Consider the following 14,745-nt stretch of genomic DNA (forward strand, 5'->3'; position numbering starts at 1 on the left):
TATGGCTATAGACGGCATCCTCAAGCAAGGCTTTATCACCACCAGTGCCGACAAGTTCCTCAACTGGGCAAAAACGGGCTCGATGTGGCCCATGACCTTTGGTCTGGCCTGTTGTGCGGTGGAAATGATGCACGCCGGCGCGGCGCGCTACGATCTGGACCAATTCGGCATCATCTTCCGCCCCAGTCCCCGTCAATCCGACCTGATGATTGTGGCCGGCACGCTATGTAATAAAATGGCGCCCGCACTGCGCAAGGTCTACGACCAGATGCCCGAACCGCGTTGGGTGGTTTCCATGGGGTCGTGTGCGAACGGAGGGGGGTACTACCACTACTCCTACTCGGTGGTGCGCGGTTGCGATCGTATTGTGCCGGTCGATGTTTATGTGCCGGGCTGTCCGCCCACGGCCGAGGCGTTGGTCTATGGGCTGCTGCAAATGCAGAACAAGATCCGCCTTACCAATACTATTGCCCGTTGACGCACGCCGCCGCGCGATGCGTTGCGTCGGCGGTGCCCGTCAGCCTATCGGTTTACCTAAGTGACCATGACGATGACCAGGCTCGAAACCCTGAAACACAACCTGCAGGCCGCGTTGGGCGCAGATATCGCGCTCACCGAAGCATACGGCGAGCTCACGCTTGAAGTACCGGCCGATCAATGGATCACGGTCTGCAACAAGCTGCGTACCGATGCCGGTCTGAGCTTCGAATCCTGTATCGACCTGTGCGGTGTCGATTACCTGACCTGGGGTAATGGCAGCCGTCAGGCCGAAGCAAGCGCCAGCGGCGCGCAGCCTTTGCGCTTTGCCGTGGTGGTGCACCTGCTTTCGATCGCTCACAACTGGCGTCTGCGTGTGCGTATGTTCGCGTCCGACAACGAATTTCCCATCGTGCCTTCGCTGCTCGAGTGCTGGCCGGGCGTCAATTGGTTCGAACGCGAGGCGTTCGACCTGTATGGCATCGTCTTCGAAGGCCATCCCGACTTGCGCCGCATCCTCACGGACTATGGTTTTATCGGCCATCCTTTCCGCAAAGACTTCCCCTTGTCGGGCAATGTCGAAATGCGTTACGACCCCGAGCAACGACGCGTGGTTTACCAGCCGGTGACCATCGTGCCGCGTGAAATCAACCCGCGTGTCGTACGCGAAGACTCCTACGGCGTGGGGCGTTAAATCATGGCAGAAATCAAAAACTACACCCTGAACTTCGGCCCTCAGCACCCGGCTGCGCACGGTGTGCTGCGTCTGGTGCTCGAGCTCGATGGCGAGGTCATCCAGCGTGCCGACCCGCACATCGGCCTGCTGCATCGCGCCACCGAAAAACTGGCCGAACACAAGACCTATATCCAGGCGCTGCCCTACATGGATCGCCTGGACTACGTGTCCATGATGTGCAACGAGCACGCCTACGTCATGGCCATCGAAAAGCTCCTGGGGGTCGAACCGCCGCTGCGCGCGCAGTACATCCGCGTCATGTTCGACGAGATCACGCGCCTGCTCAATCACCTGATGTCGCTGGGCTCGCATGCGCTCGACGTGGGTGCCATGGCCGTGTTTTTGTATGCCTTTCGCGAGCGCGAAGACCTGATGGACTGCTACGAGGCGGTCTCGGGTGCCCGCATGCACGCGGCATACTACCGGCCCGGTGGCGTGTATCGCGACCTGCCGGACGTGATGCCGCAATACGGCGAGAGCAGCAAATACCGTGGCGAAAAAGACATGCGCGTCATGAACGACGCGCGTTCCGGCTCGCTGCTCGATTTCATCGAGGACTTCACCAACCGTTTCCCGGGCTGCGTCGACGAATACGAAACCCTGCTGACCGACAATCGCATCTGGAAGCAGCGTCTGGTGGGCATCGGCGTCGTGGATCCCGATCGCGCCAAGGCACTGGGCTTTACGGGTCCGATGCTGCGAGGCTCGGGCGTGGAGTGGGATTTGCGCAAGATGCAGCCCTACGAGGTCTATGACCTGGTCGAGTTCGATGTGCCGGTGGGTGTCAACGGCGACTGCTACGACCGCTATCTGGTGCGCGTGGCCGAGATGCGCGAGAGCAATCGCATCATTCGCCAGTGCGTCGAGTGGCTGCGCAACAATCCCGGTCCCGTCATGGTCGAGAACCACAAGGTTGCGCCGCCTAGCCGTACCAACATGAAAACCAACATGGAAGAGCTGATCCATCACTTCAAGCTCTTTACCGAAGGTTTTCACGTCCCGCCTGGCGAAGCCTACGCCGCGATAGAACACCCCAAGGGCGAATTTGGCATTTACCTTATGTCCGATGGCGCCAACAAGCCTTATCGCCTGAAGATTCGGGCGCCAGGATTTGCTCATTTGCAATCGCTCGATGAAATGGCGCGCGGCCACATGATTGCCGACGCCGTCACCATCATCGGCACGCAGGATATCGTTTTCGGCGAAATCGACCGCTGAACCCTCAGCCCGAACGCCCCGCATAACCCGGATTCAAACTATGCTGCTTTCCGCACAGGCCTATCAGAAAATCGATCGGGAACTCGCCAAGTTCCCGGCCGACCAGCGCCAGTCGGCCATCATGGCTTCACTTGCTATTGCGCAAGAAGAAAAAGGCTGGCTGCCTCCCGAGGTGCTCGAAGATGTGGCCAATTACATCGGCGTGCCTCCCATCGCAGTACAAGAGGTCGCCACGTTCTACAACATGTTCGACACTCGCCCCGTAGGCAAGCACAAGATTTCGGTGTGCACCAACTTGCCCTGTGCCTTGCGCGACGGTGAAAAAGCGGGCGATTTCCTCAAGCGTAAGCTACGGATCGATTACCGCGAAACCACGCCCGACGGTCAGTTCACCCTGGTCGAAGGCGAATGCATGGGGGCTTGCGGCGACTCGCCCGTGCTGTTGGTCAACAACAAGCATATGTGTGTGCGCATGACCGAAGAAAAGCTGGACGCGCTGCTTCAGGGCCTGAAAGCGCAAGGGGCACAAGGAGAACCGGCATGAACGCGCCCGACCTATACCAACATCTGGCCCAGGGGTTGGATCCCAACCCTGTGAATGATTTGTCGAACTCCATGTGTCTGCATGGTCGGCACATCGCGCCGCAAATCATGGCTGACGTCGACGGCGACAACTGGCATCTGCAAGACTATGTCAAGCGTGGTGGCTACGAGGCCCTGCGCAAGATCCTGTCTACGGGCATGAAGCCCGAAGACGTCATTGCCGAAGTCAAGACCTCGGGCCTGCGTGGCCGTGGCGGTGCGGGCTTTCCGACCGGCCTGAAGTGGAGCTTCATGCCGCGCGCGTTCCCAGGCCAAAAGTACCTGGTCTGCAACTCCGACGAGGGCGAGCCGGGCACCTTTAAAGATCGCGATATTCTGCGCTTTAACCCGCATATCGTGATCGAGGGCATGGCGATCGCGGCCTATGCCATGGGTATCAGCGTGGGGTACAACTATATCCACGGCGAAATTTTCGAGGTGTACCAACGCTTCGAAGAGGCCCTCGAAGAAGCACGTGCCGCCGGTTTCCTGGGCGACAAGCTCCTGGGCTCCGATTTCAGCTTCCAGTTGCACGCCTTCCACGGCTACGGCGCTTACATCTGCGGTGAAGAAACCGCGTTGCTCGAGTCCCTCGAAGGCAAAAAGGGCCAGCCGCGCTTCAAACCGCCGTTCCCGGCCAGCTTTGGCTTGTACGGCAAGCCCACCACGATCAACAACACCGAGACTTTTGCGGCGGTGCCCTGGATCATCCGCAACGGCGGCCAGGCGTACCTCGAGGTTGGCAAGCCCAATAACGGCGGCACCAAACTGTTCTCCATCTCGGGCGACGTTGAGCGTCCGGGCAACTACGAGATTCCGATGGGTACGCCGTTCTCCAAGCTCCTGGAGCTGGCGGGCGGCATGCGCGGTGGCAAAAAACTCAAGGCCGTCATCCCGGGGGGTTCCAGCGCTCCGGTGCTGCCTGCCGACATCATGATGGACACAACCATGGATTACGATTCGATCGCCAAGGCGGGATCGATGTTGGGATCCGGGGCGGTGATCGTCATGGACGAAACTCGCTGCATGGTCAAGTCGCTGCTGCGGTTGTCGTATTTCTACTTCGAAGAAAGCTGCGGCCAGTGCACGCCGTGCCGGGAAGGCACGGGCTGGCTGTATCGCATGGTCCACCGTATCGAGCACGGCCAGGGTCGCCAGGAGGACCTCGATCTGCTCGACAACGTGGCCGGCAACATCATGGGTCGCACGATTTGTGCCCTGGGTGATGCCGCTGCTATGCCGGTCCGCGGTTTTATTAAGCATTATCGCGACGAATTCGCGCACCACATCGAGCACAAGTCGTGTGTGGTCCCGCACTATCTGTAGGTTTCAGGAACAGCAATGGTTGAATTAACCGTCGACGGCAATCAGGTCGAAGTCCCCGAGGGCAGCATGGTGATGCACGCTGCCCAAAAGATTGGCTTGTATGTGCCCCATTTCTGCTACCACAAGAAACTGTCCATCGCGGCTAATTGCCGCATGTGCCTGGTTGAAGTGGAAAAAGCGCCCAAAGCGCTGCCCGCCTGCGCCACTCCGGCGACCAATGGCATGGTGGTGCATACTTGCTCGGAAAAAGCCAAGGCCGCCCAGCAGTCGGTCATGGAATTCCTGCTGATCAATCACCCGCTTGATTGCCCGATTTGCGATCAGGGCGGCGAATGTCAGCTGCAAGATCTGGCCGTGGGCTATGGTGGCTCGGCCTCGCGCTATCGCGAAGAAAAGCGTGTGGTCTTTCACAAGGATCTCGGCCCGCTGGTGTCGGCCGAAGAAATGGCGCGGTGCATTCACTGCACGCGTTGCGTGCGTTTCGGCCAGGAAATCGCCGGCGTCATGGAGCTCGGCATGCTCGGTCGTGGCGAGCACTCCGAGATCACGACCTTTGTGGGTCGCTCGGTCGAGTCCGAACTGTCGGGCAACATGATCGATCTCTGTCCCGTCGGGGCGTTGACCTCCAAGCCGTTCCGCTATACCGCCCGGACTTGGGAATTGGCGCGTCGTCGCACGGTCAGCCCGCATGACAGCCTGGGCGCCAATCTCGTCGTGCAGGTCAAGGGCGAACGCGCCATGCGCGTCGTGCCCTTCGAAGACGAAGCGATCAACGAATGCTGGATTAGCGATCGCGATCGCTTTTCCTACGAGGGCCTCAACAGCCAGGATCGTTTGACCGCACCGATGGTCAAGGGTGCCGACGGCCAATGGCAAGAGGTCTCCTGGGCCGACGCGTTGCAGGCCGTGGCGCAGGGCTTGTCCCGTGTACGCGAGAGCCACGGCGCGGGCCAGATCGGCGCCTTGGCTGCCGAGTACGCCACCACCGAAGAATTTGCGCTGCTGGGCCGCCTGGCGCGTGCCCTGGGTTCCGAGAATATCGATTTCCGTCTGCGTCAAACGGATGCGGGCTTTGACGCCGCATTGTCCGGCGCACCGTGGTTGGGCATGCCGGTGGCAGACCTCGACACGCTGGATCGCGTGCTGGTGGTGGGTTCGTTCCTGCGTAAAGATCACCCGCTGATGGCACAACGCCTGCGTCAGGCGGCCAAGCGCGGCACGCAGATTCTGCTGGTCGACAGCGCTGCCGACGATCCGTTGATGCCCGTGACCGCGCGCATGACGGTCGCGCCGTCCGGCTTGCCGTTGGCTCTGGCCCAAGTCGCCGTGGCGCTGGCCCAGGCCAAAGAGCAAGCCGTTCCGGCCGAGTTCGCGAATGTGACGCCGGACGAAAACGCCAAGCTTATCGCCGCCAGCCTGGCGTCGGGCAGCAACGCCGCCGTGCTGATGGGCAACATGGCCGTCGCCTCGCCGCAAGCTTCCTTGCTGGCCGCGAATGCGCGCGGTGTGGCCGATCTGACCGGTGCGCGTTTTGGTTTCCTCACGGCTGGTGGCAATACGGTAGGCGGCTATCTGGCTGGCGCCGTGCCGGGGCAGGGTGGCAAAACCGCTGCTGCCATGCTGGCCGAGCCGCTCAAGGCCTACATCGTGCTGCACGCCGAGCCGTCGCTGGACGCCGACAACGGTCCGCAGGCCGTGGCGGCACTGCGTGGCGCCGAGTTCGCCGTTGCGCTGACGCCGTATGCCTCGGCGGCTCAAGATTGGGCCGACGTGATGTTGCCGGTGTCGCCGTTCACTGAAACCTCCGGCACCTTTGTCAATGCGCAAGGTTTACCGCAGAGCTTCAAGGGCACGGTTACCCCGTTGGGTCAGACCCGTCCCGCCTGGAAAGTCTTGCGCGTGCTGGGCAATGTCCTCCAACTGCAAGGGTTCGACGACGAGACCTCCGAATCCGTGCGCGATACCGCGCTGGCCGGCGGGATCGAAAGCCGTTTGTCCAACGAAATCAAGGCCTCACGTGGCTTGGGCCAAGCCGGTACGACGCTGGAGCGCGTCACTGACGTGCCCATTTATCGTACTGATGCCATCGTGCGTCGCTCGTGGCCCCTGCAAGACACGCCGGCGTCACAGGCACCCACGGCACGGATGAATGGTGCGACGCTGGCCGGGCTGAATTTGGCCGCGGGCGTCAAGGTCCGGGTGGCGGGCGCGACCGGTTCGGTCGAACTCGAAACCGTGCAGGATGACGCGGTGGCCGATCGCTCGGTCCGCATTTCGGCGGCCTTCGAACAAACCGCTGCCCTGGGCGGCGCATTCGGTGAAATCAGTGTGGAGCGTGCCTGACATGGAATGGCTCAATGTTCTTGAAAGCCACGGGCAGGCTTTGCTGGGTCCGACGGTCTGGTTGGTTGTCTGGACCATCATCAAAATCGTCATCATCGCAGTCCCCATTATTTTGTGCGTGGCTTACCTCACGTACTGGGAACGCAAGATGATTGGGGCGATGCACGCGCGTCTGGGACCGACCCGCGTCGGTTTCAGGGGGCTGCTGCAACCTTTTGCCGACGTCTTCAAGTTGCTCACCAAAGAAGTCGTGGTGCCCACGCAGGCCAACAAGATCCTGTTCGTGGTGGCGCCCGTCGTCACGCTGATGCCGGCACTGGCTGCCTGGGCCGTAATACCTTTTGGCCCGGATGTGGTGCTTGCCAATGTCAACGCGGGCCTGCTCTACGTTATGGCGATCACCTCCGTCGGCGTCTATGGCGTGATCGTGGCGGGTTGGGCCTCAAACTCCAAGTACGCCTTCCTGGGTGCCTTGCGTGCATCGGCCCAAATGCTGTCGTACGAGTTGGCGATCGGTTTCGTGCTGGTCACGGTCCTGCTCGTCTCGGGCAGTCTGAATATGTCCGAGATCGTGCTGGTGCAGACGCGAGGCTGGTTTGCCGACAAGGGATTGACGTTCCTGTCCTGGAACTGGCTACCGTTGTTGCCGTTGTTCGTGATCTACGTGATTTCGGCTGTCGCGGAAACCAACCGTCACCCTTTTGACGTGGTCGAAGGCGAATCCGAAATCGTCGCTGGTCACATGGTCGAGTACTCGGGGATGGCGTTCGCGCTGTTCTTCCTGGGCGAATACGCCAACATGATTCTGTTGTCATGCTTGGCGGCGATCATGTTCCTGGGAGGGTGGACGTCGCCGATCGATATCGCGCCGCTGACCTGGATTCCGGGGTGGGTTTGGCTGGGTATCAAGACCTTCTGCGTGGTGTCGCTGTTTGTGTGGTTCCGGGCGTCGTTCCCGCGCTACCGCTACGACCAGATCATGCGATTGGGCTGGAAAATTTTCATTCCGCTGACCGGCGTTTGGCTGGTGGTGGTGGCGATCTGGATGCAGACGCCCTGGAACATTTGGCGCTAGTACGTCAAGCTGAGGCAGGAAATGGAAGCGATCAAAGATTTTTTCGGCAGTTTGATGCTGACCGAGTTGCTCAAGGGCATGCGCCTGACGGGCAAGTATTTTTTCAAACGCAAAGTCACCTTGCGCTACCCGATGGAAAAGACGCCGACGTCGGCGCGTTTCCGAGGGTTGCACGCGTTGCGTCGCTATCCCAATGGGGAAGAGCGCTGCATCGCTTGCAAACTATGCGAAGCCGTATGTCCCGCCCTGGCCATCACGATCGAATCGGATCTGCGCGAAGACGGCACCCGCCGTACGACGCGTTACGACATCGATCTGACCAAGTGCATTTTCTGCGGTTTCTGTGAAGAAAGCTGCCCCGTGGACTCTATCGTGGAAACCCATATCCACGAATACCACGGTGAAAAGCGCGGCGACCTTTACTTCACCAAAGACATGCTGCTCGCCGTCGGCGACCGCTACGAAGCCGAAATCGCCCGCCGCCGGGCCGAAGACGCGCCATACCGTTGACGCCCAAGGTCTGACTCATGACTTTTACTACTGTACTGTTCTACATACTGGCCACGGTCCTCGTGATCGCGGCGTTCCGGGTCATTACGGCCCGTAGCCCGGTTACGGCCGTCCTGCACTTGATTCTGGCGTTCGCAAATGCCGCCATGCTTTGGATGTTGCTTGGCGCCGAATTCCTGGCGCTCTTGCTGGTGCTCGTGTATGTCGGCGCCGTAATGGTGTTGTTCCTGTTTGTCGTCATGATGCTCGATATCCGTATCGACTCCATGCGCCGCGGGCTCAAGACCTATCTGCCGCTGGGCCTGATCATCGGCCTCGTGCTGGTGCTCGAAATGTCCTTTGTGCTGGCCACTACGTGGCACGGCGCGGGCCCGCAAGCCCCGGTCGCCGGTGACTTCAACAACGCCCGCGCGCTGGGTGAAGCCATGTACACCGAATACGTGTATGCCGTAGAAGTCGGTGCCGCGTTGCTGCTGGTCGGTATGGTCGCTGCCATCGCCCTGACGCTGCGCAGCCGTCGCGATGCCAAGTACAACGATCCCGCTGCCGCCGTTCGCGTGCGCGCCAAAGACCGTGTCCGCTTGGTCAGCATGCCGTCACAAAGCACTCGCGCTCAAGGCGGCATTGCCGCGCCGAACGGCGACGCCCAAGGAGAAAAACAATGACGTTGACGCTGGCTCATTACCTGGTGCTCGGGGCGATCCTGTTCGCCATCGGTATCTTCGGCATTTTTCTGAACCGCCGCAATTTGATCATTTTGTTGATGTCCATCGAGCTGGTGCTCCTGGCGGTCAACATGAACTTCGTGGCGTTTTCCAGCTGGTTTGGCGATACCGCCGGCCAGGTGTTCGTGTTCTTCATCCTGACGGTAGCCGCTGCTGAGGCCGCCATCGGACTGGCGATTTTGGTGCTGCTGTTCCGCAACCTGAACACGATCAACGTTGACGAACTCGATCGCCTGAAGGGCTGACGGGGTATTGGAAAAAAATGTCTAGCTCACCCAATCTGTACTTGCTGATCGCGCTGGCTCCGCTGGCCGGCGCGATCCTTGCCGGGCTGTTCGGCACCGGGTTCCTCGGTCGGCCGATCGGTCGCCGGGCCTCCCACGTCATTACCATCCTGGGGGTTCTGATCTCCACGGTCGGGTCGGTCATCGTTTTGCTCGATGTGCTCAATGGCCACACCTACGATGGCTCGGTTTATACCTGGAGCCTGATCGGCGACACCAAACTCGAGATCGGCTTCCTGATCGATTCGCTGTCGGCCATGATGATGGTCGTGGTCACGTCGGTGTCGCTGATGGTGCACATCTACACCATCGGCTACATGGCGGATGACCCCGGCTATCAACGTTTCTTTGCGTACATCTCGCTGTTCACGTTCTCGATGCTGATGCTGGTCATGTCCAACAACATGGTTCAGCTGTTCTTCGGCTGGGAAGCAGTGGGGTTGGTGTCGTACCTGCTGATTGGTTTCTGGTACACCCGTCCCACGGCGATTTTTGCCAACATGAAGGCCTTTCTGATCAACCGGGTCGGTGACTTCGGTTTTGTGCTGGGTATCGGTCTGCTGTTTGCCTATGTCGGCTCCATGCACTACGGCGACGTCTTTGCCCAAGCCGATCGGCTGGCCGGCGAAACCCTGCCGGGTACGGACTGGATGCTGCTGACGGTGGCATGTATCTGCCTGTTTATCGGTGCGATGGGTAAATCAGCCCAGGTGCCGCTGCATGCCTGGCTGCCCGATTCCATGGAAGGTCCCACCCCGATCTCGGCGTTGATCCACGCGGCGACCATGGTGACGGCCGGTATCTTCATGGTGGCGCGTTTCTCGCCGCTGTTTGAACTGTCAGACACCGCGTTGTCGTTCATCATCATCATTGGCGCCATCGGCGCGTTGTTTCTGGGCATCCTTGGCATCATTCAGAACGATATCAAGCGCGTAGTGGCATATTCCACGCTGTCGCAGCTGGGCTACATGACGGTGGCGCTGGGCGCATCGGCCTACTCGGTCGCGATCTTCCACCTGATGACGCACGCGTTTTTCAAGGCGCTGTTGTTCCTCGGGGCGGGTTCCGTCATTATCGGCATGCATCACGACCAGGACATCCGCAACATGGGTGGTCTGCGCAAGTACATGCCCATTACCTGGATCACGTTCCTGCTGGGCACGCTGGCCCTGGTCGGCACGCCGTTTTTCTCGGGCTTCTACTCCAAAGAACACATCATCGAAGCGGCTGGCGCCGCCGGTGTATGGGGTGCTTCGTTTGGCTACTATGCGACGTTGATCGGCGTGTTCGTGACTTCGCTATATTCGTTCCGCGTGTATTTCCTGGTCTTCCATGGCAAAGAACGCTTCGATACCAGCGATGGCCACGGCCATGGTCATGATGACCATGCACATGACGCTCACGGCCACGACGACCATGGCCACCATGGCGGCAAGCCGCACGAGTCGCCGTGGGTCGTGACGCTGCCCCTGGTGCTGCTGGCCATCCCGTCGGTCGTGATCGGTGCCTGGGTCGTCGATCCGATGCTGTTCGGCAGCTTCTTCGATGGCGTGATCAAGGTCCTGCCGCAACATCCGGCCATGCACGAATTGAAAGAAGAATGGCATGGTTGGGTGGCTTTCGGCCTGCATGCCTTCCAGACCGTGCCGTTCTGGCTGGTCGTGGCCGGCGCCGTCATCTCCTGGTACTGCTACCTGATCAATCCCAAGGTGCCTGCCGCCATCAAATCCAGCCTGTCGGGCGTCAACAAAGTGCTCGAGAACAAGTACTTCGTCGACTGGGTCAACGAGCAGATCATTGCACGCGGCGCGCGCTGCCTGGGCCACGGCTTGTGGCAACGCGGTGACCGCGGCCTGATCGATGGTGTGCTCGTCAACGGTAGCGCTCGCCTGGTGGGCTGGGTGGCCACGATCAGTCGTCACCTGCAGTCCGGCTACATCTATCACTACGCGTTCGCGATGATCATCGGCATCATGGCGCTGATTACTTTCTTTGTGCTGATTCCCCAATGACGGCAAGCGACATGGCAACCAACACTTTTCCCTGGCTAACGCTTGCGATTTTCGTACCGATCGTATTCGGCTTGCTGGTGCTGGCCGTGGGCCGCGACGACCGCCTCGGACTGACACGCGGCTTGTCGCTGGTCGGCGCGATCGCCGGCTTTCTGGTCACGATTCCGCTGTACACCGGGTTTGACTCTTCGACCGCTGCCATGCAGTTCGTCGAAAAAGCCTCCTGGATCGAAGCCTTCAACGTCAACTACCACCTGGGTATCGACGGTATCTCGTTGTGGTTCGTCCTGCTGACCGCTTTCATCACCATCATCGTGGTGCTGGCGGGCTGGGAGGTCATCACCAGTCGCGTGGCGCAGTACATGGCCGCCTTCCTCATCCTCTCCGGGTTGATGGTCGGCGTGTTCGTCGCGCTCGATGGCATGCTGTTCTATGTGTTCTTCGAGGCCACGCTGATCCCGATGTACATCATCGTCGGGGTGTGGGGCGGACCCAACCGGGTCTACGCCGCGTTCAAGTTCTTCTTGTACACCCTGATGGGATCGCTGTTGACACTGGTGGCGTTCGTCTATCTGTGGAATGCCTCGGGCGGTTCGTTCGACATCCTGACCTGGCACCAAGTCAAGCTGGGCCAAACGCCGCAGATCCTGATTTTCGTGGCCTTGCTGGCGGCCTTCGCGGTCAAGGTGCCGATGTGGCCGGTGCATACCTGGCTGCCGGATGCCCACGTCGAGGCGCCCACGGGTGGTTCGATCGTGCTGGCGGCCATCATGCTCAAGCTCGGTGCTTACGGCTTCCTGCGTTTTTCGCTGCCGATCGCCCCGGATGCCTCGCATAGCCTGGCGGGCATGATGATCGCGTTGTCGCTGATTGCCGTGATCTACATCGGCCTCGTCGCCATCGTGCAAGACGACATGAAAAAGCTGGTCGCCTATTCATCGGTGGCCCACATGGGCTTCGTGACGCTGGGCTTTTTCATCTTCAACACGGCCGGCGTCGAAGGCGCCATCGTGCAAATGATCTCGCACGGTTTCGTGTCGGGCGCCATGTTCATGTGTATCGGCGTCTTGTACGATCGCATGCACTCGCGACGTATTGCCGACTACGGTGGCGTCATCAACGTCATGCCGCGCTTTGTGACCTTCTTCGTTCTGTTCTCCATGGCCAACAGCGGCTTGCCCGCCACCAGTGGTTTCGTGGGCGAATTCATGGTCATCATGGGTGCGGTCGAACACAGCTTCTGGATCGGCCTGCTCGCCGCGACAGCACTGATCCTGGGCGCTTCGTACTCGCTGTGGATGGTCAAGCGCGTGGCCTTCGGTGAAATCACCAATAACCACGTGCGCGAACTCACTGATATCAACCGCCGCGAGTTCCTGATTCTTGGCGTGATGGCAATCGCCGTGCTGTACATGGGGATCTATCCCAAGCCCTTCACCGACGTTATGCATGCTTCGGTCGAGGCCCTGCTGCAACACGTTGCCATCTCGAAACTGTAAGACTGACTCATGATGCAATCTCACATTGATTTCGCACTGGCTACGCCCGAGATTCTGTTGCTGGTATTCGGTCTGGCAATCTTGCTGATCGATGCCGTCAGCACACATCCCTCGCGCAAGCCCACGTTTGTGCTCGCGCTGCTGGCCTTGGGTGTGGTGACCGTCGTATCGCTGCTGCAATGGAATAGCGGCACCGTAGGCCGCACGTTCAACGGCTTGTACGTCGCCGACAACCTCTCGCACCTGCTCAAGGTCGCGTCCTATATCGCCGTCGCCGTGACGCTGATCTACGGCCGTATCTACGCGCAAGAGCGTGACATGCTGCGCGGCGGCGAGCTCTACGTTCTGACGCTGATGGCCTTGTTGGGCCAAATGGTCATGATCTCCGCCGGCAATCTGATCAGCGTATACCTGGGCCTGGAACTCATGTCCCTGGCCCTCTATGCCCTGATCGCCCTGCGTCGCGATGACGTCGTCGCCACCGAGGCCGCCATGAAGTACTTCGTGCTCGGCGCGTTGGCCTCCGGCTTCCTGCTGTATGGCATGTCCATGGTGTACGGCGCCACCGGTCAGTTGGACATCGTCGAGATTTCCAAGGTCATCGCGGCGGGTCAGCACGAAAACATGGCGCTGGTGTTCGGCATTGTGTTCCTGGTCGCCGGCCTGGCATTCAAGCTGGGCGCCGTGCCGTTCCATATGTGGGTGCCCGATGTCTATCAAGGCTCGCCCACCGCCGTGACCCTGATCCTGGGCGCTGCGCCGAAACTGGCCGCCTTTGCGATCACGCTGCGCCTGCTTGTCGAAGGCCTGCACGCGTTGGCCGCCGACTGGCAGCCCATGTTGATGATCCTGGCGATCCTGTCCTTGGCCATCGGCAACCTGACCGCCATCGCCCAGACCAACTTCAAACGCATGCTGGCGTACTCCACGATCTCGCACGTGGGCTTCGTCCTGCTGGGCCTGATGTCCGGCGCCGTCGCCGGCAACCCGGACGCCTCGGTCAATGCCTACGGCGCATCGTTGTTCTACATGCTGATCTACGTGCTGACGACGCTGGGCACCTTTGGCATGGTCCTGCTGCTGTCGCGCCAGGGTTTCGAGTGCGAACAGATCGATGATCTCAAGGGTCTGAACCGCCGCAGTCCATGGCACGCCGCACTGCTGTTGCTGTTGATGTTCTCGCTCACCGGCATTCCGCCGATGGTCGGTTTCTATGCCAAGCTCGCCGTGCTGCAAGTCCTGATCGAGGCCGGCTACGTATGGCTGGCCGTCGTCGCCGTGATGTTCTCGCTGATTGGTGCCTTCTACTACCTGCGCGTCGTCAAAGTCGTCTACTTCGACGAACCCGCCGCCGACGCAGGCAAGATCACGGCACCCAGCAGCCACCACGGCGTGTTGTCGGTCAATGGCGCACTCATCTTGGTCCTGGGCATCTTGCCGGGTGGCCTGATGGCGCTGTGCGTGCATGCTATTCAAACGTCGCTAGGTCTCTAAGACCTACGTCCCATCAGCACACGGAATCGCGTAGTGATACAGTCAAACACAGTCGGGGCCAGGTCATGAACCAAACCTTGGCCGTTTGGCTGTTAATCGCTCTGGCACTGGTCAGCGCGAATCTCCCTTTCCTGACCGAACGTGTGCTGACGGTCGTGCCCTGGAAACGGGGCAGCGTTGCAAAGCCGTTCTGGCTGCGCCTCGTAGAACTCCTGCTGTACTACGCCTTGGTTATCGCACTGGGCTTCGCCTTCGAAGCCGCCTTGGGTAATCCGTTTGTCCAAGGTTGGGAGTTTTACGCTATTACCTTTAGTCTGTACCTCGTCCTGGCCTACCCAGGATTCGTCTACCGGTATCTGTTTAAGCGGCATCCTGCATTGCGGGGGTCATGAGTACTAAGGCGCTGAGGGTCTGTGTGTAATGGCCACGCCGGCCTAATCNAAACGGCTCGGCCCAACCAGGGG

The 14,745-nt window shown here is 60.1% G+C and carries 14 protein-coding genes; all 14 read left to right on the plus strand.

Annotated elements, in window-relative coordinates:
* Nucleotide 1 precedes the first annotated feature (1 nt).
* A complete protein-coding gene (locus ACNAZS_RS24325; protein ID WP_006217960.1) occupies nucleotides 2–478 on the plus strand; it encodes a NuoB/complex I 20 kDa subunit family protein in 477 nt (158 codons plus the stop codon).
* Between the two features lie 66 nt (nucleotides 479–544).
* A complete protein-coding gene (locus ACNAZS_RS24330; RefSeq protein WP_415793122.1) occupies nucleotides 545–1,171 on the plus strand; it encodes an NADH-quinone oxidoreductase subunit C in 627 nt (208 codons plus the stop codon).
* Nucleotides 1,172–1,174: 3 nt separating this feature from the next.
* Nucleotides 1,175–2,431 (plus strand): NADH-quinone oxidoreductase subunit D, encoded by a 1,257-nt coding sequence (locus tag ACNAZS_RS24335; protein ID WP_415793123.1) that lies wholly within the window; start codon nucleotides 1,175–1,177, stop codon nucleotides 2,429–2,431.
* 40 nt (nucleotides 2,432–2,471) lie between these two features.
* The gene (nuoE, locus tag ACNAZS_RS24340; protein WP_415793124.1) at nucleotides 2,472–2,975 is read left to right on the plus strand and encodes an NADH-quinone oxidoreductase subunit NuoE; all 504 of its coding nucleotides are present in this window, start codon (nucleotides 2,472–2,474) and stop codon (nucleotides 2,973–2,975) included.
* On the plus strand, nucleotides 2,972–4,339 hold the full coding sequence (gene nuoF / locus ACNAZS_RS24345) for an NADH-quinone oxidoreductase subunit NuoF (RefSeq protein WP_415793125.1): 1,368 nt from the start codon (nucleotides 2,972–2,974) through the stop codon (nucleotides 4,337–4,339). Before nuoE ends, nuoF begins: the two co-directional genes overlap by 4 nt.
* A gap of 15 nt (nucleotides 4,340–4,354) precedes the next feature.
* The gene (gene nuoG / locus ACNAZS_RS24350) at nucleotides 4,355–6,682 is read left to right on the plus strand and encodes an NADH-quinone oxidoreductase subunit NuoG (protein ID WP_415793126.1); all 2,328 of its coding nucleotides are present in this window, start codon (nucleotides 4,355–4,357) and stop codon (nucleotides 6,680–6,682) included.
* Nucleotide 6,683: 1 nt separating this feature from the next.
* Entirely contained in the window at nucleotides 6,684–7,757 is a 1,074-nt protein-coding gene (gene nuoH, locus ACNAZS_RS24355; protein WP_415793127.1) for an NADH-quinone oxidoreductase subunit NuoH, read from the plus strand.
* Between the two features lie 21 nt (nucleotides 7,758–7,778).
* Complete coding sequence (nuoI, locus tag ACNAZS_RS24360; protein ID WP_415793128.1) at nucleotides 7,779–8,267, plus strand: NADH-quinone oxidoreductase subunit NuoI; 489 nt, start codon at nucleotides 7,779–7,781, stop codon at nucleotides 8,265–8,267.
* Nucleotides 8,268–8,284: 17 nt separating this feature from the next.
* Nucleotides 8,285–8,932: an NADH-quinone oxidoreductase subunit J gene (locus ACNAZS_RS24365; RefSeq protein ID WP_415793129.1), complete on the plus strand. Its 648-nt coding sequence runs from the start codon at nucleotides 8,285–8,287 to the stop codon at nucleotides 8,930–8,932.
* On the plus strand, nucleotides 8,929–9,237 hold the full coding sequence (nuoK, locus tag ACNAZS_RS24370; protein WP_012248610.1) for an NADH-quinone oxidoreductase subunit NuoK: 309 nt from the start codon (nucleotides 8,929–8,931) through the stop codon (nucleotides 9,235–9,237). Before ACNAZS_RS24365 ends, nuoK begins: the two co-directional genes overlap by 4 nt.
* 17 nt (nucleotides 9,238–9,254) lie before the next feature.
* On the plus strand, nucleotides 9,255–11,288 hold the full coding sequence (gene nuoL, locus ACNAZS_RS24375) for an NADH-quinone oxidoreductase subunit L (protein ID WP_415793130.1): 2,034 nt from the start codon (nucleotides 9,255–9,257) through the stop codon (nucleotides 11,286–11,288).
* On the plus strand, nucleotides 11,285–12,787 hold the full coding sequence (locus ACNAZS_RS24380) for an NADH-quinone oxidoreductase subunit M (RefSeq protein WP_415793131.1): 1,503 nt from the start codon (nucleotides 11,285–11,287) through the stop codon (nucleotides 12,785–12,787). Before nuoL ends, ACNAZS_RS24380 begins: the two co-directional genes overlap by 4 nt.
* A 9-nt stretch (nucleotides 12,788–12,796) precedes the next feature.
* On the plus strand, nucleotides 12,797–14,281 hold the full coding sequence (gene nuoN, locus ACNAZS_RS24385; RefSeq protein WP_415793132.1) for an NADH-quinone oxidoreductase subunit NuoN: 1,485 nt from the start codon (nucleotides 12,797–12,799) through the stop codon (nucleotides 14,279–14,281).
* A 65-nt stretch (nucleotides 14,282–14,346) separates the two neighbouring features.
* Nucleotides 14,347–14,673 carry a DUF2818 family protein gene (locus ACNAZS_RS24390; protein WP_415793133.1) on the plus strand — a complete coding sequence of 109 codons (327 nt, stop codon included), beginning with the start codon at nucleotides 14,347–14,349 and terminating at the stop codon, nucleotides 14,671–14,673.
* Nucleotides 14,674–14,745 lie beyond the last annotated feature (72 nt).

This window comes from Bordetella tumulicola (genome assembly GCF_965138755.1).
GTDB classification, from domain to species: domain Bacteria; phylum Pseudomonadota; class Gammaproteobacteria; order Burkholderiales; family Burkholderiaceae_B; genus Bordetella_A; species Bordetella_A tumulicola.

Bases quoted from the DNA above. Each gene is read 5' to 3' on its own strand.
- ACNAZS_RS24325 (WP_006217960.1), top strand. From the start codon at position 2: ATGGCTATAGACGGCATCCTCAAGCAAGGCTTTATCACCACCAGTGCC.
- ACNAZS_RS24330 (WP_415793122.1), top strand. From the start codon at position 545: ATGACGATGACCAGGCTCGAAACCCTGAAACACAACCTGCAGGCCGCG.
- ACNAZS_RS24335 (WP_415793123.1), top strand. From the start codon at position 1,175: ATGGCAGAAATCAAAAACTACACCCTGAACTTCGGCCCTCAGCACCCG.
- nuoE (WP_415793124.1), top strand. From the start codon at position 2,472: ATGCTGCTTTCCGCACAGGCCTATCAGAAAATCGATCGGGAACTCGCC.
- nuoF (WP_415793125.1), top strand. From the start codon at position 2,972: ATGAACGCGCCCGACCTATACCAACATCTGGCCCAGGGGTTGGATCCC.
- nuoG (WP_415793126.1), top strand. From the start codon at position 4,355: ATGGTTGAATTAACCGTCGACGGCAATCAGGTCGAAGTCCCCGAGGGC.
- nuoH (WP_415793127.1), top strand. From the start codon at position 6,684: ATGGAATGGCTCAATGTTCTTGAAAGCCACGGGCAGGCTTTGCTGGGT.
- nuoI (WP_415793128.1), top strand. From the start codon at position 7,779: ATGGAAGCGATCAAAGATTTTTTCGGCAGTTTGATGCTGACCGAGTTG.
- ACNAZS_RS24365 (WP_415793129.1), top strand. From the start codon at position 8,285: ATGACTTTTACTACTGTACTGTTCTACATACTGGCCACGGTCCTCGTG.
- nuoK (WP_012248610.1), top strand. From the start codon at position 8,929: ATGACGTTGACGCTGGCTCATTACCTGGTGCTCGGGGCGATCCTGTTC.
- nuoL (WP_415793130.1), top strand. From the start codon at position 9,255: ATGTCTAGCTCACCCAATCTGTACTTGCTGATCGCGCTGGCTCCGCTG.
- ACNAZS_RS24380 (WP_415793131.1), top strand. From the start codon at position 11,285: ATGACGGCAAGCGACATGGCAACCAACACTTTTCCCTGGCTAACGCTT.
- nuoN (WP_415793132.1), top strand. From the start codon at position 12,797: ATGATGCAATCTCACATTGATTTCGCACTGGCTACGCCCGAGATTCTG.
- ACNAZS_RS24390 (WP_415793133.1), top strand. From the start codon at position 14,347: ATGAACCAAACCTTGGCCGTTTGGCTGTTAATCGCTCTGGCACTGGTC.